Genomic DNA, 21,919 nt, shown 5'->3' with positions numbered 1-21,919 from the left:
GTTGAATGATGATATCGACTTTACAGCCAGATAAAATGGGCAGCTATGCTCCAGAGGACGTTACTTTTTTATTGCGTGATATAGGAAATGTATTTCTTGAAATGGATAATGAGAAACGTGAGCAGCTTATTCAATCAGGCACACATTATTCAGAAATGCTACCAATAGAGAAGCAACCATCCGATACGTATATGAATCTTTTTTATAAAACGTTAGACGCTTATGCAGAAAGAATTGCAATTGCTGTTGGCGTAGTGGCAGAGCAAATAATCGAAAGTAGGGGGTTAGACAATTTAATTCTTGTTAGTTTAGCCCGAGCAGGTACACCTATCGGCATTTTAATCAAACGCTATATATCTATGCGTTATAGGGTGAATGTTCCGCATTACTCCATCTCTATTTTGCGCGGTCGCGGTTTTGATGAAACAGCCATTCGTTTCATTTTGACACAGCATCCTCTCGGCTGTCTTCAATTTATCGATGGTTGGACTGGTAAAGGGGCAATTACCAATGAATTAATTCAATCCTGTCAAAAATTTAATGCGCAATACCAAGGGCAATTGAATGCCAATTTAGCTGTATTGGCCGATCCTGGGCATTGTGCAGCCATTTATGGTACTCGAGAAGACTTTTTAATACCATCTGCTTGTTTAAATTCGACTGTATCGGGATTGGTGAGTAGAACGGTTTTAAATCGACAATTTATGGATGCGAACGACTTTCATGGTGCTAAATACTATAAAGAATTAGAGGATCTAGACGTCTCCAATCTGTACATAGAACGTATTGTCACATGCTTTGAACAGGTGCAGAGTACAATTATGCAACAATTACAAAAGCAGGACGAATCTCCAATTACTTGGGAGGGCATGAAGTCTGTGCAAAATATTCAACGAGATTTTTGTATTGATAATATTCATTTTATCAAACCGGGTGTTGGTGAGACGACAAGAGTTTTGCTGCGACGTTTACCTTGGAAAATTTTAATTAATCCGCGGTACATGGATGAACTGCAACATATTTTATTTCTTGCCCAAGAAAAACATATAGTAATAGAAGAATATTCTAATATGTCCTATGCATGTTGTGGTTTAATAAAAGAAATATAGAGGAGATTAAGATGATACTATTTACATCGGATTTAGATAGAACACTTATTTATTCTAAACATATGATGAAACTGTTTCCACCTGCTACAGAGACATTGGTAGTTGAACACAAAGCTGAGGAAGCAATGAGTATGATGACGCAGGCAACCGCAACACTATTACATCAGGTACATCAACAAACACTCTTTGTACCTGTTACGACTAGGGCGTTACATCAATATAAGAGAATCCATTTTATTAATGATTTGTGTCCTACTTTTGCAATTGCAAGCAATGGGGGTACAATATTAGAAAAGGGTCAGCCATATGAAAAATGGACGAAAATCTTAAGCAGACGTATCGAGGATTCCTCTATTCCTCGTGAGGATATGTTAAAGCATTTTTATACCATTCAATCTGAAACATGGCTACAACGTACTTTGTATATAGATGATCTTTTTTACGTCCATCATGTGGATATTGAAGTTTTACCCCACGATGAATTACAAGCTATAATTCAAGAGTTTGATGCTCATGGTTGGTATGTTCTTCTACAAGGTAAAAAACTGTATTTTATGCCAAAGGTACTGACAAAGGAAGCGGCTATCGAATATATAAAAGAATTCTGTACATACGATGTGCATATAGCAGCGGGTGACTCTATTATGGATTATGGAATGCTGGCAATGGCTGATGTAGCTTTTACACCGAACCACGGAGATTTAAAGGATAAACAGCCAAAAATTCTACAAAATACAACTTACTCGGCTCACAACGGTGAAGCATTTACAAAGGACTTGCTAGAAATGGTCTTGCAAATAGCTTCACACCAAACCGTTGTATAGGTTATTCAAATATTTTTTGTAGTCATAAGGTAGAGTCGTCCTATGACAATTGAAATCCTCAGCATATGCTGAGGATGATTTTGAGGAGGTGCGTTTGTATGCAAACAATCACAATTAAATCAGTGTTGGAGCGTCACCCTGATGATTGGCTACAGGCGTTTCAAGATTCACCAAGGGATCGTGCATTTTATGAGGAAACAGCACAGCAAGTGAGTTTTAGCAGGATTGCGGTTCGTGTATTAGGCGTACCAATCGAAGAAGATGATTATTTTAATTCATTATTTACATTGTCACAAAACCCTCAGATCCATATTTTAAGTGAAGAATTAAATAAGCATATTGAGCAAAAGGATTTTCAGGCTATACAAACCATTTTATCGCAGCATCAACAAACGCCAAAAGGGCTATCAATTAACCGTTTAGTGGCGATGATGTATGGCCATCAGTTAATTCCCAAACATGATGATAGCGTAATGAATCGACATTTACAGCTAGCAACTATTAAAGTTGTGGAGCTCTTTCAAGAACAACAATCACTAGGTCTGCTATCAAATGAATTTCGCCGTTTTTTAATTGATATGGTGAAATGGTTAAAAAATCATTGGATTCAATGGACAAAAACAATGAATCCAACAGATGATTTTCCAAAAGTTGTTTGGTATGGGGACACAACGGTTAGCCAACGTTATTTTTTATTACTTTTAATGGAGCTTGGATGTGATGTATTAATTTTTCATCCAGCTAAAATAGATGAGTTCGCTGAAATTGATCCTACAGAGTCGTTTTCCATCACATACTCATATCCCAACCAAACAACTTTACAGCCATTTCCTGACAAGCTCCGTGATCGCCAGGCAACTGTAGGTTATCGTTCTAGTCAACATTTCGAGCAATTAATGCATGATCAGCAATCAGGTGTTTATAAGCCTTGGCAGTTTAAGGATTTTATGCCACGGTCATTAACATTACGGATGACATATGATGATATTTTTATTTATGCTAAAGAAAAAGCATTGGTTCGACCACAATTTGAGGTAATTGGCAACGAGGTAGTCATTCCAGTCATCTTTGCAAAAATAAGTGGGGTTTCGAGTAAACGAGAAGAGTATTGGCATTATATGCATCAGTTACTATCAAGTCCACAAACTGTTTTTGTACAGGACTTCCCTTTTACAACTACGAGCAGGGCCAATTTTCATTTTCACTATAAGCATTGTCTCGTGAATGGTGAACTATCTGTAGAGCGCATTATGCAAAGCGATTGGTGGCAATATGGTGAATTAACATTCGAGCTACAGCATGCAATTGCCCACACAATAAAAACGTCATGTGAACAACCAATGTTAAAACAACAGCCAAATGAAACGTTATATGATTTACAGTTATTTATATTTAAACAACTATCGATGATTCCTCAAGATATCTTACGGTTACTGCAAGGCTTTGATTATTCACAAGAGGTACCCAAAATCGTGTTATTCCAGGCGCCTCAACAGCCAGCATTATCGCGTGAAGATATTGCATTATTAGCATTTTTAAATCGCTTTGGAATGGATATTATCTTATATAATCCAACAGGACAGTTAGACTTAGAAAAGCATTTGCAAGAGGATACTTACGATGTACATCGTTTAGAACATATGCTGTTTGACTTGCACTATGAGGAACCTAAGCAGCAAAAAAAGGCACCCGACAAAATCATCAAAAAGCTCTTTAATCGTTTTTTCTGATGGTAGGAAGGAGGCAGCACAAATGTCAAATATCTCGTTATCGCTGGAACAGCTAACACCTGAAACAGCAGCAGCCGTTAAAGAACAATTAAGAGAACATGTAGAGATACAGCAAATTGCCAATCAAATCAATATAAAAAACCAGATAGAGCTAATGGCATTGGGAAAAGAACCAGCGACAAAATTAGCAAAGTTCTCTGATCAACTATTAGATATCGTTACCCGCTCTGCCTCTTTTGAATCAAATACATTATTTAAGCAGCTTGAAACTTTAATGTTGTCATTTGACAAAAAAGATTTTGCTGAGCAAAGAGGGTTTTTTAAAAAGCTCTTTGCACGTAAACCTAAAAATGATGACGATCTATTTGAAAAATACAATGTACTTGGTAGAGATATTGAGAAAATTCATTATCAATTTGTGCTTATTGAAGAAGAATTAGCTAAGGATAATCGAATACTTGCACGATTATATAATGAAGATTTAACGTACTATCTAGAGCTGGAAAAATATATCGTAGCAACAGATATGAAATTACATGAAGTACAAACAACATTAATCCCTATGTATGAAAAACAGGGAGAGGCAGGCAATCAGGTAGCAAAAATGGAGCTGAATCGTTTGCAAGCTATTGCCGAGTTACTCCAGCAGAAAATAGACGAGTTGGAAAAGTCGCGTATGGTGGCCATTTTAACTGCCCCTCAAATTGACATGCTGCGAAATGGTAACAGTGAGTTGATTGAACAAATTAATGGGGCTTTTGTTAAAACCATTCCTGTTTTTAAAATGGGTTTGATGAATGCAGTTAATGAAAGACGTCAACAATTACAAAGTCAATCAGCATCTGCCTTTGAAGACCGTATGAAGCAATTTGGGGGAGCCAGCAAGGAAGCGGTTCAATTAAGTACTGCTATGGCTCAACAATCTAGCACAACGCAGAGCCTAGAAGAAATGTGGGATATTATTGTTTCAGGTATTGCAAATTATCAGCATTTACGTGATGAGCAAACCATTAAGCGTCAGCAAGCAGAGCAACAACTGTTAACATTGCGGCATTAATTCACTTCCTCTAAGTAGATTACTACTTGGGGGATTTTTTGTATGTAAATACAACAGATTTCTTTTTCTAGGGGGCGAGGTATTCAGCGGGTGTTCAAAACCCGCTGAATAAAATAATCTACCACCCTAAAATGCTAACTAGATGAACTCTTCTTCAAATTCTACATTAATTTCATGTCCATGGTAGCTTTGGTAAGACACGATAAGCGTGTCTAGATGCTCTAGATTTTCTTCATAATCTAATATGCGCGATAAAATATAAAGTAAATGATAGCTAGAAAATTCTGTATCGCCCTCTTCGCGAGCAAAGTTAATTTGCTTGATGAAAATTTCCATTAGCTCATTGCGTTGGACATAGTCAATGCTTTTGCTCCACTCTGAATGCTCAGGCTTAAGTTTCCCTGTATATTTTAAGAGTAATTGCTCATGGTAAGTTAGCAAGGAATCAAGTCGCTCTTGAATCATTAAGTGAAATTGTGTAGGTAGCTGAGCTAGTTCATTTTCATGGTTATGCAACCGCTGAAGCAGTTCTAAACTTTTTTTGGAAGTTAAAATCATTTGACGATAGACCACTAGTTTACGTGCTTTCACATACTTTTTATTTTTTAAGTAATTTCGTTCTTCCTTATATAAATCGTACAATGTATCCACTCGTAACATACGACTTTTAAATTTACTTAATGCTGCCTTTGTAGAGGTATGTTCAGAAGCCTGACGTACAGCAAGTCGTGTCCAACGAATAATATCATCCTGTAAAATATAGATTTTGCGGAATAGTTTTACCTCGTATTTTGGTGGTAGGAAAAATAGGTTTACAACAAATGCTGCCAACACCCCAACCAAGATTGTCACAAAGCGTATTAAACCAAACGTTAAAAAGTCATCGCCTTGAAACTCCATAATAGCTACGACTGACACCAATGCCAGCGAAAGTGATTTTTCAAGTTTAAACTTTAACATTAAACCAATAGCAATTATGACAGCTATACCAATGGCTACAACATGATGGCCAAAAAGTAAGCCGAAAATGACAGCAATTGTCGCTCCTATAATATTTGCTTGTACTTGCTCTACAATGGTTTGATAAGAACGATAAATAGAAGGCTGAATCGCAAAAATGGCTGCAATTCCAGCAAAAACAGGTGAAGGTAGTTTTAATAACTCTGCAATAAACAGGGCAAAAACGATAGCAACACCAGTTTTAAATACACGGGCACCTAATTTCATAAAGATGTCCTTTCTGTCTAATATTTTTTTAGTTTCTTTACATTATAGAAGGAAGTGCACATAAAATACATAGATTTGCATGCATGAATAAGAAAAAGGCGACTTAACTCGTAAGTCGCCTTTTTATTGACACATTATGACAATTGAGAAAAAGCATAATCTACAGCTTTAATGGTTTCAAGAATGTCTGCTTCTGTATGCTCAGTTGTTAGGAACCAAGCCTCATATTTAGATGGCGCTAAATTAATACCTTGTTCTAGCATTAATTTAAAGAAGCGCCCAAAGATTTCACCGTCAGAGTTTTCAGCTTGCTCATAATTTTCTACTTTCACATCTGTAAAGTAAATAGTTAGTGCTCCTTTAAGACGATTTAATGTAATAGTTACACCGTGTTTTTTAGCCGCCGTTAAAATACCATTTTCTAAAATACCACCTAGTCGATCCATCTCATCGTAAATACCTGGTGTTTGTAGCACTTCTAGGCAGGCAATCCCAGCTTGCATTGAGGCAGGATTCCCAGCCATTGTCCCTGCTTGGTAAGCTGGGCCAAGTGGTGCAACTGTATCCATAATTTCTTTACGACCACCATAAGCACCGATTGGTAAACCACCACCAATAACTTTACCAAGTGCAGTCAGATCAGGTGTGAGGCCAAGTAAATTTTGAGCTCCACCATAGTGGAAGCGGAAAGCAGTGATAACCTCGTCGTATATCGTCAATGCTCCTTTTTCTTTTGCGGTAGCATGGACCAATTCAAGGAAGCCTGGGTTTGGTTCTACAATTCCAAAGTTCCCTACGATAGGTTCGATTAAGATAGCCGCAATTTGGTCGCCCCATTTATTCATTGCCTCAGTAAAAGCTTCTGGGTTATTAAACGGTACTGTAATAACCTCCTCTGCTGTAGAAGTCGTCACACCTGCAGAGTCAGGAGTTCCTAATGTTGCAGGACCAGAGCCAGCAGCTACTAATACTAAATCGAAGTGACCATGGTAGCAGCCTGCAAATTTCATGATTTTTGTACGACCAGTATAGGCACGAGCAACACGAATGGTTGTCATAACTGCCTCTGTACCAGAGTTGTTAAATCGTACTTTATCCATAGAAGGAATAGCTTCTTTAAGCATTTTAGCGAATGTAACCTCATATTCAGTTGGGGTTCCGAAAAGTGTTCCGTTTTCTGCTGCATGTGTAATTGCCTTAGCAATATGTGGGTGACCATGTCCTGTCACGATAGGGCCATAAGCGGCTAGATAATCAATATAACGGTTGCCATCTACATCCCAAAAATAAGCACCTTTTCCTCGAGCCATTGCCACAGGAGAACCGCCACCTACTGCTTTATATGAACGAGAAGGGCTGTTTACACCACCAACGATGTGCTGTAACGCCTCTGCGTGTACTGCTTCAGATTTTGCGTGATTCATTGTATTGCCTCCTAACTTTTTATACGTAATCTATTGTAGACCTATCGTTGTAAGAAATCCAAAGAAATTAAGAGATATGACTTGATTTGTTACTTAGAGTAAAATAGAACCTACAAAGGAGGAGATTGTTATGACTTTACTGGAAGGACAAAAGGCGCCAAATTTTTCTCTAATGAACGAAAAGGGGGAAATGGTGCATTTATCTGATTTTAAAGGTCAGAATGTTATTTTATATTTCTACCCAAAGGATATGACACCAGGCTGCACGACAGAAGCATGTGATTTTCGAGATAAGTTTGAGGACTTCAGTCATTTAAATGCTGCTGTTCTTGGAGTAAGTCCAGATGATGCAACTAAACATACGAAATTTATTGATAAGCACGGCTTACCGTTCTCACTATTAGTTGATGAGGATCATGCAGTTGCTGAAGCATACGGTGTTTGGGTTTTAAAGAAAATGTATGGTCGGGAATTTATGGGCATAGAGCGTTCAACGTTTTTAATTGATACGGAGGGTAAGCTTGTAAAAGCTTGGCGCAAAGTACGTGTGAAAAATCATATTGAAGAAGTTTATGCCTATTTAGCAGAACGGGAGGCAGAGAAATGAGAGTTTATTTTACATTTGAACCTAGACCGGATTTACGTGAGTCGTTGCTAACCGATTTTCCACAGCTTGATTTTGTATTTGACAGTGGATTATCAAATGAAGAGCTTCAGCAAGCTGATATTTTAGTTACATATGGTGAAGATTTAACAGAAGAGAATATCCAATATGCAACTAAGTTGAAATGGATTTTCGTTGCTTCAGCAGGTATAGAAAAAATGCCAGCCCGAGCTATTATGGAACGTGGTATTTTAGTTTCCAATGTACGGGGAATTCATAAAACACCAATGGCAGAATCAATGCTAGCCCATATTTTAGCGATTAAACGTGCTTTGCCATGGATGTATGAGCAACAAAAGAAAAGTGAATGGTCCAAAAAAGCAAAGCAAACCGAATTACGAGATAGCACAGCGCTAATTTTGGGGCCAGGTGCTATTGGCTCGGAAGTTGGACGTTTATTGCAGGCTTTTGGAGTAACGACGATTGGCTGCAACCGTTCGAGGAAAGAAGCGGCCTATATGGATAGTATGATTAGCTTTGCCCAATTAAAAGAAGCCTTACCCAATGCAGATATCGTCATTTCTGTGTTACCAAAAACACCAGAAACAACGCATTTATTAAAAGAAGAGCATTTTGTTGCCATGAAAAGCAGTGCTATTTTCATGAATTTTGGTCGAGGGAACTTGGTTGATGAGAAGGTGCTTATTCAAGCAATTGCAACAGAGCAAATTGGCTACGCTGTTTTAGATGTATTTGAAGTAGAACCTTTGTCATCGGATAGTCCATTATGGTCCTTCTCAAATGTTATTGTATCGCCACATATTTCAAGTCATTCTTCTCGTTATGTTGAACGAAGCTTAGAGATCTTTAAGCCAAGTCTGATAAAATGGCTGAAGGGCGATACTGATTTAGAAAATGTTATGGATTTATCAAGGGGATATTAAGGGATAGCCATTGTTAGAAGAAGGATAAAGAGTATGTGATTGTTGACGAAGTAGTGCGAATTGGATACACTAATTATAACAATTATAAATTAATAATACTTATGGAAGAGGTGCATGACGATGTCTGCAACGCATTTACAGGATGCACTGGACACGTTAAAAACAACTGGTGTACGTATTACTCCTCAGCGTCATGCTATTTTGGAATATTTGATTCAATCAATGGCACATCCTACTGCCGATGAAATTTATAAAGCACTTGAGGGCAAGTTTCCTAATATGAGTGTAGCGACTGTCTATAACAACCTGCGCGTATTTCGTGAGGTGGGTCTTGTGAAAGAGCTGACTTATGGAGATGCTTCAAGTCGCTTTGATTTCGTGACAAATGATCATTATCATATGATTTGTGAATGCTGTGGCAAGATTGTCGATTTCCATTATCCTGGACTCGACGAAATTGAGCATTTTGCATCTCAGGTAACTGGCTTTGATGTGCACTCGCATCGTTTAGAGATATACGGCACTTGTCCATCATGTAAAGAAGTAACTGCTAAAATACAATAAAATCCTAGCTCTTAATGGGCTAGGATTTTTTTGCTTTATGATTATAGGATTGATCGAACTCTTTACCTTCTAGAGAAGGATCAAGTGTTAAAGGTTCATTGCAGTACATGCACATATCTACACGACCTAATACTTTTGTGTGTTTATGACAATTCGGGCATTCAACTTGTACAGCTCTTGTTGACAATAATCCTATCCATGCATATACAACTGTACTTCCGATAATACATAAAACCCCAAGTGTCATAAAAATTAAAACTAGTATCGGGCTATTTTTAAAGAAAATACCTCCATACATAACAATAAAACCGATAAAGATTAGTGCTAATGCGAATGAACGAATTTTATTAATTTTACTTTTATAAGGTTTCATTTTTCATCTTGCCTCCCAATCTAAAATCTACTATAACATATAAGGGCAAAGTATTTTAGCTTTGAGAAGGTTGAAAGAAGGAATACTTTTAGAGTATGTCGAATTTTTAACGGAACAATGGAATCTACATGAAAAAGGGGGGCTGAACATGGAGCAAGTCTTGCGTCCAATATACCAAGAACGTGCAAGTCAGTCGAACACACTAGGCGTCATTTTAGTGGAAAAGCGTGAGGAAAAAAGTAACGTTACAGATACTTTTGATACAGTATTACTAATTATCGTAAAAGAAGCAGAGCAGCCTGTCTTTTCGAAACATTACCTATATGAAGGAAATAAAGTTGCTCTACATACTGTTACGGAGAAATTAATAAGAAAATGGTTGCTTATTGGTTCTAATAAGAAGGTAGTCGATTGGATTTTCTTTGGAAGAGTTTTATTTGATCGTAATGAATTTTTGCATAAATTAAAAATTGAATTGCAGGAATTCCCTTACAGTGGACGTAAAATTAAAACTGGTATCCAATTTTCGAAGTTGATTCGTCGTTATCTAGAAGGGAAAGAGTACTTTGATAAAGGGAGTTACTTGGATGCTTATAATCATGTGGTTGATTCCCTACATCATTTAGGCCGTCTCTCTATTATAGATAGTGGATTGTACCCTGAAGTAACGGTCTGGGCACAGGTAAAAAAAATCGAGCCAGCCATCTATAAATTATATGAAGAGCTTGTCACAAGTAATGAGCCGATAGAAAAGCGCTTAGAGTTATTATTTTTAGCAAGTGAGTTTTTAATACATTCTCGTACACGTGATGGAGCACAGCATATTTTAGAAGTCATGCAAACAAAAGATATGTGGACTATTCAGGAATTGCATGATCATCATGAGCTCATGAATTACTCAGTAGATTTAGAAGTGTTTGTAGAGTATTTAGTGGATAAAGGCTACATTCAAATAGAACCAATTGCTGCGAAAAGTGATATGATTTTTCACCGTCATTACAAGGTAAATAAAGAAGCTCTAGAAATGGAGCTATGACTGTAGTATGCTTGTAATCGAGGTATTTAAAAATACCTCGATATTTTTTTAGAAAAATAGTTGACGAATAATATCTTAGTATTGTATTATATTAATTGTCGCTAAGACATAACAAAAACTCAATGAAAAACACAAAAAACTTTTTTAAAAAGTAGTTGACATGATTTGAGTGAGATGTTAATATAAAGAAGTCGCTGAAAAACGACTTAAAAATGAACCTTGAAAACTGAACAAGCAAAACGTAATCAATAAAGTTTTAAGTAACTAGCTTCAGCTAGTGAACAAAACAAAATTTTGGACATCAAAATTGATGCCAGCAAAACAATTTGAGCTAATCAAATTTCTTTTATGGAGAGTTTGATCCTGGCTCAGGACGAACGCTGGCGGCGTGCCTAATACATGCAAGTCGAGCGAACAGAGAAGGAGCTTGCTCCTTTGACGTTAGCGGCGGACGGGTGAGTAACACGTGGGCAACCTACCTTATAGTTTGGGATAACTCCGGGAAACCGGGGCTAATACCGAATAATCTGTTCCACCTCATGGTGGAACACTGAAAGACGGTTTCGGCTGTCGCTATAGGATGGGCCCGCGGCGCATTAGCTAGTTGGTGAGGTAACGGCTCACCAAGGCGACGATGCGTAGCCGACCTGAGAGGGTGATCGGCCACACTGGGACTGAGACACGGCCCAGACTCCTACGGGAGGCAGCAGTAGGGAATCTTCCACAATGGGCGAAAGCCTGATGGAGCAACGCCGCGTGAGTGAAGAAGGTTTTCGGATCGTAAAACTCTGTTGTAAGGGAAGAACAAGTACAGTAGTAACTGGCTGTACCTTGACGGTACCTTATTAGAAAGCCACGGCTAACTACGTGCCAGCAGCCGCGGTAATACGTAGGTGGCAAGCGTTGTCCGGAATTATTGGGCGTAAAGCGCGCGCAGGCGGTCCTTTAAGTCTGATGTGAAAGCCCACGGCTCAACCGTGGAGGGTCATTGGAAACTGGGGGACTTGAGTGCAGAAGAGGAAAGTGGAATTCCAAGTGTAGCGGTGAAATGCGTAGAGATTTGGAGGAACACCAGTGGCGAAGGCGACTTTCTGGTCTGTAACTGACGCTGAGGCGCGAAAGCGTGGGGAGCAAACAGGATTAGATACCCTGGTAGTCCACGCCGTAAACGATGAGTGCTAAGTGTTAGGGGGTTTCCGCCCCTTAGTGCTGCAGCTAACGCATTAAGCACTCCGCCTGGGGAGTACGGTCGCAAGACTGAAACTCAAAGGAATTGACGGGGGCCCGCACAAGCGGTGGAGCATGTGGTTTAATTCGAAGCAACGCGAAGAACCTTACCAGGTCTTGACATCCCGTTGACCACTGTAGAGATATAGTTTCCCCTTCGGGGGCAACGGTGACAGGTGGTGCATGGTTGTCGTCAGCTCGTGTCGTGAGATGTTGGGTTAAGTCCCGCAACGAGCGCAACCCTTGATCTTAGTTGCCATCATTTAGTTGGGCACTCTAAGGTGACTGCCGGTGACAAACCGGAGGAAGGTGGGGATGACGTCAAATCATCATGCCCCTTATGACCTGGGCTACACACGTGCTACAATGGACGATACAAACGGTTGCCAACTCGCGAGAGGGAGCTAATCCGATAAAGTCGTTCTCAGTTCGGATTGTAGGCTGCAACTCGCCTACATGAAGCCGGAATCGCTAGTAATCGCGGATCAGCATGCCGCGGTGAATACGTTCCCGGGCCTTGTACACACCGCCCGTCACACCACGAGAGTTTGTAACACCCGAAGTCGGTGAGGTAACCTTTTGGAGCCAGCCGCCGAAGGTGGGATAGATGATTGGGGTGAAGTCGTAACAAGGTAGCCGTATCGGAAGGTGCGGCTGGATCACCTCCTTTCTAAGGATTATTTCGGAATACAAACCTAGGGTTTGTAAGATTACGTTTTGCGTTCAGTTTTGAAGGTTCATTCTTCCGAATGAAATACTTCAAAACTTGTTCTTTGAAAACTGGATAAAACGACATTGAAATTGTAACAAACACATTTATTTTTTAAGTTTTTTATAGGCTTAATAACATTAGTAAGGTTTCAAGACACAAGCAGTTCTAGGAAGCAATCGAGTGAATGAAGGAGCGTACTTCAGTACGTGACTGATTGAACGAGTGAAGCTGACAACGAAATGCGATGTGTATTGAAAGCTGTAGGTTAAGTTATTAAGGGCGCACGGCGAATGCCTTGGCACTAGGAGCCGAAGAAGGACGGCACTAACACCGATATGCTTCGGGGAGCTGTAAGTGAGCTTTGATCCGGAGATTTCCGAATGGGGGAACCCACTACGTTTAATCGCGTAGTATCTTGACGTGAATACATAGCGTCTTGAAGGCAGACCCAGGGAACTGAAACATCTAAGTACCTGGAGGAAGAGAAAGAAAAATCGATTCCCTGAGTAGCGGCGAGCGAAACGGGAAGAGCCCAAACCAAGAGGCTTGCCTCTTGGGGTTGTAGGACACTCTATACGGAGTTACAAAAGAGCGAGTTAGATGAAGCGACTTGGAAAGGTCCGCCAGAGCAGGTAAAAGCCCTGTAGTCGAAAGTTCGTTCTCTCCTGAGTGGATCCTGAGTACGGCGGAACACGTGAAATTCCGTCGGAATCCGGGAGGACCATCTCCCAAGGCTAAATACTACCTAGTGACCGATAGTGAACCAGTACCGTGAGGGAAAGGTGAAAAGCACCCCGGGAGGGGAGTGAAAGAGATCCTGAAACCGTGTGCCTACAAGTAGTTAGAGCCCGTTAATGGGTGATAGCGTGCCTTTTGTAGAATGAACCGGCGAGTTACGATTACGTGCAAGGTTAAGCTTTAGAAGGCGGAGCCGCAGCGAAAGCGAGTCTGAATAGGGCGAAATAGTACGTGGTCGTAGACCCGAAACCAGGTGATCTACCCATGTCCAGGGTGAAGGTAAGGTAACACTTACTGGAGGCCCGAACCCACGCACGTTGAAAAGTGCGGGGATGAGGTGTGGGTAGCGGAGAAATTCCAATCGAACTTGGAGATAGCTGGTTCTCTCCGAAATAGCTTTAGGGCTAGCCTCGTGATGAGAATACTGGAGGTAGAGCACTGTTTGGACTAGGGGGCCATCCCGGTTTACCGAATTCAGACAAACTCCGAATGCCAGATATTTATACACGGGAGTCAGACTGCGAGTGATAAGATCCGTAGTCAAAAGGGAAACAGCCCAGACCACCAGCTAAGGTCCCAAAGTAATCGTTAAGTGGAAAAGGATGTGGCGTTGCACAGACAACCAGGATGTTGGCTTAGAAGCAGCCATCATTTAAAGAGTGCGTAATAGCTCACTGGTCGAGTGACGCTGCGCCGAAAATGTATCGGGGCTAAACGATTCACCGAAGCTGTGGATTGACATCTACGATGTCAGTGGTAGGAGAGCGTTCTAAGTGCGTTGAAGTCAGACCGGAAGGACTGGTGGAGCGCTTAGAAGTGAGAATGCCGGTATGAGTAGCGAAAGACGGGTGAGAATCCCGTCCACCGTATGACTAAGGTTTCCTGAGGAAGGCTCGTCCGCTCAGGGTTAGTCGGGACCTAAGCCGAGGCCGACAGGCGTAGGCGATGGACAACAGGTTGATATTCCTGTACCACCTCCTCACCGTTTGAGAAATGGGGGGACGCAGTAGGATAGGGTAAGCGCGCTGTTGGTTATGCGCGTCCAAGCAGTAAGGCGTGTGTGTAGGCAAATCCGCACACTGTAACGTTGAGCTGTGATGGCGAGTCCGTATGGACGAAGTTCCTGATTTCACACTGCCAAGAAAAGCCTCTATCGAGGTGAGAGGTGCCCGTACCGCAAACCGACACAGGTAGTCGAGGAGAGAATCCTAAGGTGTGCGAGAGAACTCTCGTTAAGGAACTCGGCAAAATGACCCCGTAACTTCGGGAGAAGGGGTGCTCTTGAGCGTGCAAGCGCATGAGAGCCGCAGTGAATAGGCCCAGGCGACTGTTTAGCAAAAACACAGGTCTCTGCAAAACCGTAAGGTGACGTATAGGGGCTGACGCCTGCCCGGTGCTGGAAGGTTAAGAGGAGTGGTTAGCGCAAGCGAAGCTGCGAATTGAAGCCCCAGTAAACGGCGGCCGTAACTATAACGGTCCTAAGGTAGCGAAATTCCTTGTCGGGTAAGTTCCGACCCGCACGAAAGGCGTAACGATCTGGGCACTGTCTCAACGAGAGACTCGGTGAAATTATAGTACCTGTGAAGATGCAGGTTACCCGCGACAGGACGGAAAGACCCCGTGGAGCTTTACTGTAGCCTGATATTGAATTTTGGTACAACTTGTACAGGATAGGTAGGAGCCAGAGATCTCGGAGCGCCAGCTTCGAAGGAGGCGTCGGTGGGATACTACCCTGGTTGTATTGAAATTCTAACCCATGCCCCTTAGCGGGGCAGGAGACAGTGTCAGGCGGACAGTTTGACTGGGGCGGTCGCCTCCTAAAAGGTAACGGAGGCGCCCAAAGGTTCCCTCAGAATGGTTGGAAATCATTCGTAGAGTGTAAAGGCACAAGGGAGCTTGACTGCGAGACCTACAAGTCGAGCAGGGTCGAAAGACGGGCTTAGTGATCCGGTGGTTCCGCATGGAAGGGCCATCGCTCAACGGATAAAAGCTACCCCGGGGATAACAGGCTTATCTCCCCCAAGAGTCCACATCGACGGGGAGGTTTGGCACCTCGATGTCGGCTCATCGCATCCTGGGGCTGTAGTCGGTCCCAAGGGTTGGGCTGTTCGCCCATTAAAGCGGTACGCGAGCTGGGTTCAGAACGTCGTGAGACAGTTCGGTCCCTATCCGTCGTGGGCGTAGGAAATTTGAGAGGAGCTGTCCTTAGTACGAGAGGACCGGGATGGACACACCGCTGGTGTACCAGTTGTCTTGCCAAAGGCATCGCTGGGTAGCTATGTGTGGACGGGATAAGTGCTGAAAGCATCTAAGCATGAAGCCCCCCTCAAGATGAGATTTCCCATTACGCAAGTAAGTAAGATCCCTCAAAGACGATGAGGTAGATAGGTTCGAGGTGGAAGTGTGGTGACACATGGAGCTGACGAATACTAATCGATCGAGGACTTAACCAAATTGTTTGAAGCAGTCAATGCACGTTTATCCAGTTTTGAAAGAATAAAATATTATAATATACTTGTAATTTTGATAAAATATGTTATAATAGGTATTGTCTTTCAAATAGTCTAGTGATGATGGCAAAGAGGTCACACCCGTTCCCATACCGAACACGGAAGTTAAGCTCTTTAGCGCCGATGGTAGTTGGGGGCTTCCCCCTGTGAGAGTAGGACATCGCTAGGCTATATACTAAAATTATTCCGAAGTAGCTCAGTTGGTAGTAGCACCTGACTGTTAATCAGGTTGTCGCAGGTTCGAGTCCTGCCTTCGGAGCCATTCTTGGAGAGTTGTCCGAGTGGCCGAAGGAGCACGATTGGAAATCGTGTAGGCGGTTAACACTGTCTCAAGGGTTCAAATCCCTTACTCTCCGCCAGCACTTTGATTTATTCCAAACGAAGGCCCCTTGGTCAAGTGGTTAAGACACCGCCCTTTCACGGCGGTAACACGGGTTCGAATCCCGTAGGGGTCACCATTTAAATACCCAGATGGAGGATTAGCTCAGCTGGGAGAGCATCTGCCTTACAAGCAGAGGGTCGGCGGTTCGAGCCCGTCATCCTCCACCATATTTTTCATAACAACATAGTATTATCGCGGGGTGGAGCAGTGGTAGCTCGTCGGGCTCATAACCCGAAGGTCGTTGGTTCAAATCCGGCCCCCGCAACCAAATGGTCCCGTGGTGTAGCGGTTAACATGCCTGCCTGTCACGCAGGAGATCGCCGGTTCGATCCCGGTCGGGACCGCCATTTATTTTTTTAAATATGGGTCAGTAGCTCAGTTGGTAGAGCATTAGATTGAAGCTCTAAGTGTCGGCGGTTCGATTCCGTCCTGACCCACCATATTTTTTTGCCGGTTTAGCTCAGCAGGTAGAGCAACTGACTTGTAATCAGTAGGTCGTGGGTTCGATTCCTATAGCCGGCACCATTTTTCCGGAGGGGTAGCGAAGTGGCTAAACGCGGCGGACTGTAAATCCGCTCCTTAGGGTTCGGCGGTTCGAATCCGTCCCCCTCCACCAGTTTTTTTTACTATAGGGGCATAGTTCAACGGTAGAATAGAGGTCTCCAAAACCTTTGGTGTGGGTTCGATTCCTACTGCCCCTGCCAATTAATTTTATGGCGATTGTGGCGAAGTGGTTAACGCACCGGATTGTGGTTCCGGCATTCGTGGGTTCGATTCCCATCAGTCGCCCCATTGTTGGGGTATAGCCAAGCGGTAAGGCAACGGATTTTGATTCCGTCATGCCTAGGTTCGAATCCTAGTACCCCAGCCATTTTTGCGGAAGTAGTTCAGTGGTAGAACACCACCTTGCCAAGGTGGGGGTCGCGAGTTCGAACCTCGTCTTCCGCTCCAATATGATGGCGGCATAGCCAAGTGGTAAGGCACGGGTCTGCAACACCCTTATCACCGGTTCAAATCCGGTTGCCGCCTCCATATTTTATCTGATAATCGGTTTATCCGATTTTTTTTATCTCCATTATGCCGGTGTGGCGGAATTGGCAGACGCGCACGACTCAAAATCGTGTTCCTTTGGAGTGTCGGTTCGACCCCGACCACCGGTATCATTACGTTATATATACGTTACATTTAGTAAGTTTAGAAAGCTCACAAACCTTGTACTATCAAGGTTTGTGAGCTTTTTGTATTTCCTAGGAATACGATCGAAAACGAGTAGAATTGATTATGTTTACACAAGCTCATTATCTAAAAAAAGGTTTTATGAGAGGTTCCAACAATTCTTCTAATCTTAGTCTAGATTTTAAACCTAGTAAAAGCAAGAGAGCTATTTAAGGGACAGTATGAATTTACTTAACACAGCTATAATCATGTCTCTAATGTTCTATACATGATATAATAAAATGGAAATATAATGAATATATGAATGAATATTACATAAAATAGAAGTTGGAGAAAATTTATGATTAGTATTAAAAGGATTATAATTTTTTTGAAAGGATGATTATAATGAAAACGATTTATATTTATCCAAAATTAGCAATGGGGTTTAGAGGATTTGCAACTGGTTTAGATCGAGAAGGATTCTTTTTGAAAAAAAGGTCATCGAGACTGAAAAAAACCATAGAAGATTCACTAAAAGAAAATAATTTGAGTACTTTTAATGTAGAAGTAACTCATGGGTATGAATCTCCAGAGGAATTATTAGAAAATGATGGCGTATTAGTTTTGATTTCTCCATATTTAAAAAGTTTACTTAGTCACATTGATTTTTCGAAAAGTGGTTACTATCTTTTGTCAGAGGAGGAATATAATTCGCAAAATATTGATAACCTCATAAAGTATATAAAAACGCTATGAAACTATAAATGCATAAGGTTAAAAGAAAATAATTGAAATGCTAAAAAACATTTTGAGATAGCGACTTCCACCAAGAGCTTATGAGGAAGCAGCAATGCTTATATAAAAGGAAAGTTTACATATTACTTTTAAGAAGCCTTATACTCGCTACACTTTAACCTTCTATTCAAAAGGATTCTCTTATTTTTATATGATATTTAACTATCCCAATAATTATTCTTTCAATTACAACTCTAACATTGTGGACCATACAAAAATGTTGTTGCATAGAAAGGAAAAGATAACAAAGAATTGAATTTATAGATGGTAAAGTAGAAGTTAATACATCAAAGCTGAGGTGTTGAAAATTTTGAAACCCATACAACTAAACGAAATACCTAAAGAGATCGTCGAGTATGTCGGAGCAGTTATTAATATTCATTTTCCTAGACAGGGACATACATCGGATGTAGGAATTCTTAATTCTAAAAGAGGGACATTCGTTTTAAAAAGAGCAAAAGGAATGCCATTCTGTGCTTGGTTATCGAAAGAAGCATGGGTACTTAAAAATCTAGCAGCATCTGCTTTACTTACTCCGAGGCTATATTATTTTATCGAACAACCATTACAAAATCAGTCATGGGCTTTAATGGCATATTTAGAAGGCGACACCGTTAGAAGCGCTCTAGAAAAAGAGGGTAATACAGAAAATAGACATGAAATACTATTTAACTTTGGAAAGTTGCTATCTGCCATTCATTCAACTCCATGTCCAGAGGAGTTAATAAAGGACACAGCATGGATAGACGATATGCTAGAACAAGCTGAGTTTAATATGAAAAATTATAAAGTAGATGGCACAGCTGAATTGTTAAGTAGGTTGAAGAGACACAAACCAAAGATAACTCAGCAAACCTTTATTCATGGTGATTTCACAATTGATAATGTACTTGTACATAATCGGAGGATTTCGGGAATAATTGATTGGAGCGCTGGAGCATGGGGTGACCCACGATATGATGTTGCTTTAGCAGTTCGTCCTAAGCCATGGGCATTTGAAACAGAAATAGATAAACAAATTTTTTATGAAGGGTATGGCGTAAAGTTAATAGACGAAAGTGAATACAACTATTTTAAAAATGGATTATATGAATTTTTTTAAAAAATTAATAAACCTTCAACCACTCTAAAGGATAAAAATATCTTTGAGTGGTTTTTTGTTTTCTATGTCTTTTTTATATTAGTTCATTCTCCGTTCATTTAACAATTTTAAGATATGGGTATCAACGAAATGGAGGGGTTAAGGATGAATCTTGCCTGGAAGGAAATAAAGAAGAATAAAGTACGGTTTTTAATTTTGGGCTCCATTATTTTTCTAGTAAGCTTTTTAACATTTATTATTTCAGGTTTGGCAAATGGCCTGTCACAAGATAATGCAGCATTAATTAAAGATTTACCAAAGGGACATTTTTACATGGCTGAGGATGCAGAGGGTACGTTTAATCTTTCGAGAATCGATAGCAATCTTCAGCAGGAGGTAATGGGTAAAGAGAAAGAGGCAGTGGCTTTTTCGATTCAAATGGGCTTTTTAAATGATAAGGACGATAAACAGCAGAGTGTTGCTTTTGTTTCATCTACGGAATCCACACTGTTTAAAAATGTACATCAAGGTGAGGTTATTTTAGATAGCTCGTTGCAGGAAAAAGGGATTCAGATTGGTGACGTATTGACGAATAATCAATACAGTGGAGAATTTATTGTCAAAGGGTTTGTAGAGCAAAAGAAATTTAGTCATTCGCCTGTCGCTTATATTAGTAAAGAGGCCTACCAGGAAATGTACCGAGTAAAAGATATGCAGCTAATTTTTGTACCAAACAGCGGAGCAGAGGACATTAATGAGCTTCAGGCATATAGCAATAAAGAATTTCTCAATACTATTCCTAGCTATAATGCGGAACAGTTGTCCTTAAACATGATCATTTGGTTTTTAGTTGTGATTAGCGGCATGCTATTCGCTATTTTCTTCTATATGATGAATGTACAAAAAATTGGTTTGTACGGCATTTTAAAAGCAATTGGTTTAAAAACAAGTAGGTTGTTCAAAATGATTTGGACTCAAATGGTTATTATTACAGCTCTATCACTTGTGGTATCAGTCAGTCTTAGCCAGGTTTTCAATGTAGTTGCTCCCAAAGGAATGCCCTTCACCTTAACATTTGGTACAACAACACAATTATCCATGGTGTTCCTCATCATTGGTTTTATCGGAGCGACATTGTCAGGGCTACAAATTAAAAAAATTGAACCGTTACAAGCTATACAACAAGGGGAGGCTTAATCATGACGTTATTTACAATCGATGCAGTAAGAAAAACGTTTAAAAATGGCGAAGTCGAAGAAGAAATTTTGAAAGGCATTAATCTTTCATTAAAAGAGGGAGAAATTACGGCATTGGTTGGTGCCTCTGGTTCAGGGAAAAGTACATTGTTAACGATAGCAGCTGGATTGCAGAAAGCAACTGAAGGGCAAGTACTCTTTGAGGAACAAAATCTTACAAAGATGAGCACTGAACAGATACGAAAGTTGCGTGCTAGTAAATTTGGCTTTGTCTTTCAATTCGCGCATCTCGTACCCTTTCTTACAGTGGAGGAGCAGCTGCTATTAATGCTAGATGTAGCTGAATCTCCATTAAAGAGTCATGAACAGCAGTATGAAGTGAATCGCTTATTACAATTGGTGGGAATGGCTCATCGTAAAAAAGCTTATCCTTCTTCATTATCAGGTGGGGAAAAACAGCGTGTTGCAATTGCACGTGCGATCATCCATCAACCTAAAGTATTATTTGCTGATGAGCCAACAGCTAGCTTAGATTCCCAGCGTTCTCAAGAAATTATGTTTTTACTCAGAGAATTAACCAAAACATTAAAGATTACAACGTTGATGGTGACGCATGATGAAGAAATGTTAGCTTATACAGACCGTATTGTTAAAATGAATGATGGAATTGTATTACAAACCATACAGTAAGTTTTTAGGCTAACACTAATTGATAAAACTAAATATTAATGTCATTTTTTAATTAAATAAAGAGGAAATCTTATCTAGTTTATTGAACTAAACATTATGCTTCAATATGTAGAGGAGGATATATATGGGAAGAGTGGTCGGTTTTGAATTAAATAGTCAAGATCCAGAGAAAGCAGCTGCGTTTTATAATAAGGTGTTTGGCTGGGAGGTGGCACCCCCCTTTTGGGATTATAGAGAAGTTACGACAGGGAACGAAGAGATAAAAGGGATTGATGGTGGAATAGGTAAAGGACCAAGCGATTTTCCACATGGTACTCGTATTCAAATTGAAGTAGATGCCATTGATGAAGTGATTGAACAGGCAAAAAACAATGATGCTTCTATTTTGCGAGATAAAATGGAATTTGATAATTTTTTTCTTGCCTATTTGGTTGATCCGACTGGAATAGGCATAGGATTAATTCAATATAAATAAAAAAGCCTCTTAAAGAAGAGGCTTTTTTAATTTTTAAGAAGTAGTTTTTAGGGTAAAGAATCG

At 40.5% G+C, this 21,919-nt stretch carries 16 protein-coding genes, 15 tRNA genes and 3 rRNA genes; 31 read left to right on the top strand and 3 right to left on the bottom strand.

Going from position 1 to position 21,919, the window contains the following annotated elements; all coding sequences use genetic code 11:
• Window positions 1-8: 8 nt before the first annotated feature.
• The 4 genes from OU989_RS18990 (at window position 9) to OU989_RS18975 (ending at window position 4,720) form a co-directional block, all read left to right on the top strand.
• Window positions 9-1,109 (top strand): cysteine protease StiP family protein, encoded by a 1,101-nt coding sequence (locus tag OU989_RS18990; protein ID WP_274797381.1) that lies wholly within the window; start codon window positions 9-11, stop codon window positions 1,107-1,109.
• 11 nt (window positions 1,110-1,120) lie between these two features.
• The gene (locus OU989_RS18985; protein ID WP_274794493.1) at window positions 1,121-1,933 is read left to right on the top strand and encodes an HAD family hydrolase; all 813 of its coding nucleotides are present in this window, start codon (window positions 1,121-1,123) and stop codon (window positions 1,931-1,933) included.
• 98 nt (window positions 1,934-2,031) lie between these two features.
• Complete coding sequence (locus OU989_RS18980) at window positions 2,032-3,663, top strand: YceG family protein (protein WP_274794492.1); 1,632 nt, start codon at window positions 2,032-2,034, stop codon at window positions 3,661-3,663.
• Window positions 3,664-3,685: 22 nt separating this feature from the next.
• On the top strand, window positions 3,686-4,720 hold the full coding sequence (locus OU989_RS18975; protein ID WP_274794491.1) for a toxic anion resistance protein: 1,035 nt from the start codon (window positions 3,686-3,688) through the stop codon (window positions 4,718-4,720).
• Window positions 4,721-4,858: 138 nt separating this feature from the next.
• Here OU989_RS18975 and OU989_RS18970 read toward each other — a convergent pair whose 3' ends face one another.
• Together OU989_RS18970 and OU989_RS18965 are read right to left on the bottom strand one after the other, a co-directional pair.
• Window positions 4,859-5,947, bottom strand: coding sequence for an FUSC family protein (locus OU989_RS18970; protein WP_274794490.1), 1,089 nt, complete (start codon window positions 5,945-5,947; stop codon window positions 4,859-4,861).
• A 134-nt stretch (window positions 5,948-6,081) separates the two neighbouring features.
• Window positions 6,082-7,371, bottom strand: a complete 1,290-nt coding sequence (locus OU989_RS18965; protein ID WP_274794489.1) for a glutamate-1-semialdehyde 2,1-aminomutase — start codon at window positions 7,369-7,371, stop codon at window positions 6,082-6,084.
• 130 nt (window positions 7,372-7,501) lie between these two features.
• On the opposite strand from OU989_RS18965, the gene bcp reads away from it, so the two are divergent.
• From bcp to perR, 3 genes are all read left to right on the top strand, one after another.
• Complete coding sequence (bcp, locus tag OU989_RS18960) at window positions 7,502-7,978, top strand: thioredoxin-dependent thiol peroxidase (RefSeq protein WP_274794488.1); 477 nt, start codon at window positions 7,502-7,504, stop codon at window positions 7,976-7,978.
• Window positions 7,975-8,919: a D-2-hydroxyacid dehydrogenase gene (locus OU989_RS18955; RefSeq protein ID WP_274794487.1), complete on the top strand. Its 945-nt coding sequence runs from the start codon at window positions 7,975-7,977 to the stop codon at window positions 8,917-8,919. The genes bcp and OU989_RS18955 overlap by 4 nt, the downstream gene beginning before the upstream one ends.
• 120 nt (window positions 8,920-9,039) lie before the next feature.
• On the top strand, window positions 9,040-9,483 hold the full coding sequence (gene perR, locus OU989_RS18950) for a peroxide-responsive transcriptional repressor PerR (RefSeq protein ID WP_274794486.1): 444 nt from the start codon (window positions 9,040-9,042) through the stop codon (window positions 9,481-9,483).
• Between the two features lie 19 nt (window positions 9,484-9,502).
• On the opposite strand, the gene OU989_RS18945 is transcribed toward perR, so the two are convergent.
• Window positions 9,503-9,856 (bottom strand): YgzB family protein, encoded by a 354-nt coding sequence (locus OU989_RS18945; protein WP_274794485.1) that lies wholly within the window; start codon window positions 9,854-9,856, stop codon window positions 9,503-9,505.
• A 148-nt stretch (window positions 9,857-10,004) separates the two neighbouring features.
• Between OU989_RS18945 and OU989_RS18940 the strand changes: the two genes are divergently transcribed.
• The 24 genes from OU989_RS18940 to OU989_RS18825 all read left to right on the top strand — a co-directional run bounded on the left by OU989_RS18940 (window position 10,005) and on the right by OU989_RS18825 (window position 21,856).
• A complete protein-coding gene (locus OU989_RS18940; protein WP_274794484.1) occupies window positions 10,005-10,892 on the top strand; it encodes a nucleotidyltransferase-like protein in 888 nt (295 codons plus the stop codon).
• Window positions 10,893-11,237: 345 nt separating this feature from the next.
• Window positions 11,238-12,789: ribosomal RNA gene (locus OU989_RS18935) — 16S ribosomal RNA — on the top strand.
• Between the two features lie 305 nt (window positions 12,790-13,094).
• A 23S ribosomal RNA gene (locus OU989_RS18930) occupies window positions 13,095-16,022 on the top strand.
• A gap of 110 nt (window positions 16,023-16,132) precedes the next feature.
• A 5S ribosomal RNA gene (rrf, locus tag OU989_RS18925) occupies window positions 16,133-16,248 on the top strand.
• Together the 16S, 23S and 5S rRNA genes with 15 tRNA genes alongside form the textbook arrangement of a ribosomal RNA operon.
• 16 nt (window positions 16,249-16,264) lie before the next feature.
• Window positions 16,265-16,341 (top strand) — tRNA-Asn (locus OU989_RS18920).
• Window positions 16,342-16,346: 5 nt separating this feature from the next.
• Window positions 16,347-16,438: transfer RNA gene (locus OU989_RS18915), tRNA-Ser, on the top strand.
• Window positions 16,439-16,462: 24 nt separating this feature from the next.
• Window positions 16,463-16,537 (top strand) — tRNA-Glu (locus tag OU989_RS18910).
• Between the two features lie 15 nt (window positions 16,538-16,552).
• Window positions 16,553-16,628 (top strand) — tRNA-Val (locus OU989_RS18905).
• Window positions 16,629-16,654: 26 nt separating this feature from the next.
• Window positions 16,655-16,729 (top strand) — tRNA-Met (locus OU989_RS18900).
• A gap of 3 nt (window positions 16,730-16,732) precedes the next feature.
• A tRNA-Asp gene (locus OU989_RS18895) sits at window positions 16,733-16,808 on the top strand.
• 17 nt (window positions 16,809-16,825) lie between these two features.
• Window positions 16,826-16,901 (top strand) — tRNA-Phe (locus OU989_RS18890).
• Window positions 16,902-16,910: 9 nt separating this feature from the next.
• Window positions 16,911-16,986 (top strand) — tRNA-Thr (locus tag OU989_RS18885).
• A gap of 7 nt (window positions 16,987-16,993) precedes the next feature.
• A tRNA-Tyr gene (locus tag OU989_RS18880) sits at window positions 16,994-17,077 on the top strand.
• 14 nt (window positions 17,078-17,091) lie between these two features.
• A tRNA-Trp gene (locus OU989_RS18875) sits at window positions 17,092-17,165 on the top strand.
• A gap of 12 nt (window positions 17,166-17,177) precedes the next feature.
• Window positions 17,178-17,253 (top strand) — tRNA-His (locus tag OU989_RS18870).
• 4 nt (window positions 17,254-17,257) lie between these two features.
• Window positions 17,258-17,332: transfer RNA gene (locus tag OU989_RS18865), tRNA-Gln, on the top strand.
• Between the two features lie 5 nt (window positions 17,333-17,337).
• Window positions 17,338-17,412, top strand: a tRNA-Gly gene (locus OU989_RS18860).
• Between the two features lie 7 nt (window positions 17,413-17,419).
• Window positions 17,420-17,493 (top strand) — tRNA-Cys (locus tag OU989_RS18855).
• Between the two features lie 47 nt (window positions 17,494-17,540).
• A tRNA-Leu gene (locus OU989_RS18850) sits at window positions 17,541-17,621 on the top strand.
• A gap of 403 nt (window positions 17,622-18,024) precedes the next feature.
• On the top strand, window positions 18,025-18,375 hold the full coding sequence (locus OU989_RS18845; protein WP_274794483.1) for a hypothetical protein: 351 nt from the start codon (window positions 18,025-18,027) through the stop codon (window positions 18,373-18,375).
• A 349-nt stretch (window positions 18,376-18,724) separates the two neighbouring features.
• Window positions 18,725-19,516, top strand: coding sequence for a phosphotransferase family protein (locus tag OU989_RS18840; protein ID WP_274794482.1), 792 nt, complete (start codon window positions 18,725-18,727; stop codon window positions 19,514-19,516).
• A 144-nt stretch (window positions 19,517-19,660) separates the two neighbouring features.
• Window positions 19,661-20,692: an ABC transporter permease gene (locus OU989_RS18835; RefSeq protein ID WP_274794481.1), complete on the top strand. Its 1,032-nt coding sequence runs from the start codon at window positions 19,661-19,663 to the stop codon at window positions 20,690-20,692.
• Between the two features lie 2 nt (window positions 20,693-20,694).
• Entirely contained in the window at window positions 20,695-21,381 is a 687-nt protein-coding gene (locus tag OU989_RS18830) for an ABC transporter ATP-binding protein (RefSeq protein WP_274794480.1), read from the top strand.
• Window positions 21,382-21,505: 124 nt separating this feature from the next.
• Window positions 21,506-21,856, top strand: a complete 351-nt coding sequence (locus OU989_RS18825; RefSeq protein ID WP_274794479.1) for a VOC family protein — start codon at window positions 21,506-21,508, stop codon at window positions 21,854-21,856.
• Window positions 21,857-21,919: the final 63 nt, after the last annotated feature.

The sequence above is a fragment of the Lysinibacillus irui genome (genome assembly GCF_028877475.1).
GTDB lineage: Bacteria > Bacillota > Bacilli > Bacillales_A > Planococcaceae > Lysinibacillus > Lysinibacillus irui.
This window is presented reverse-complemented; position numbering and strand designations above follow the sequence as displayed.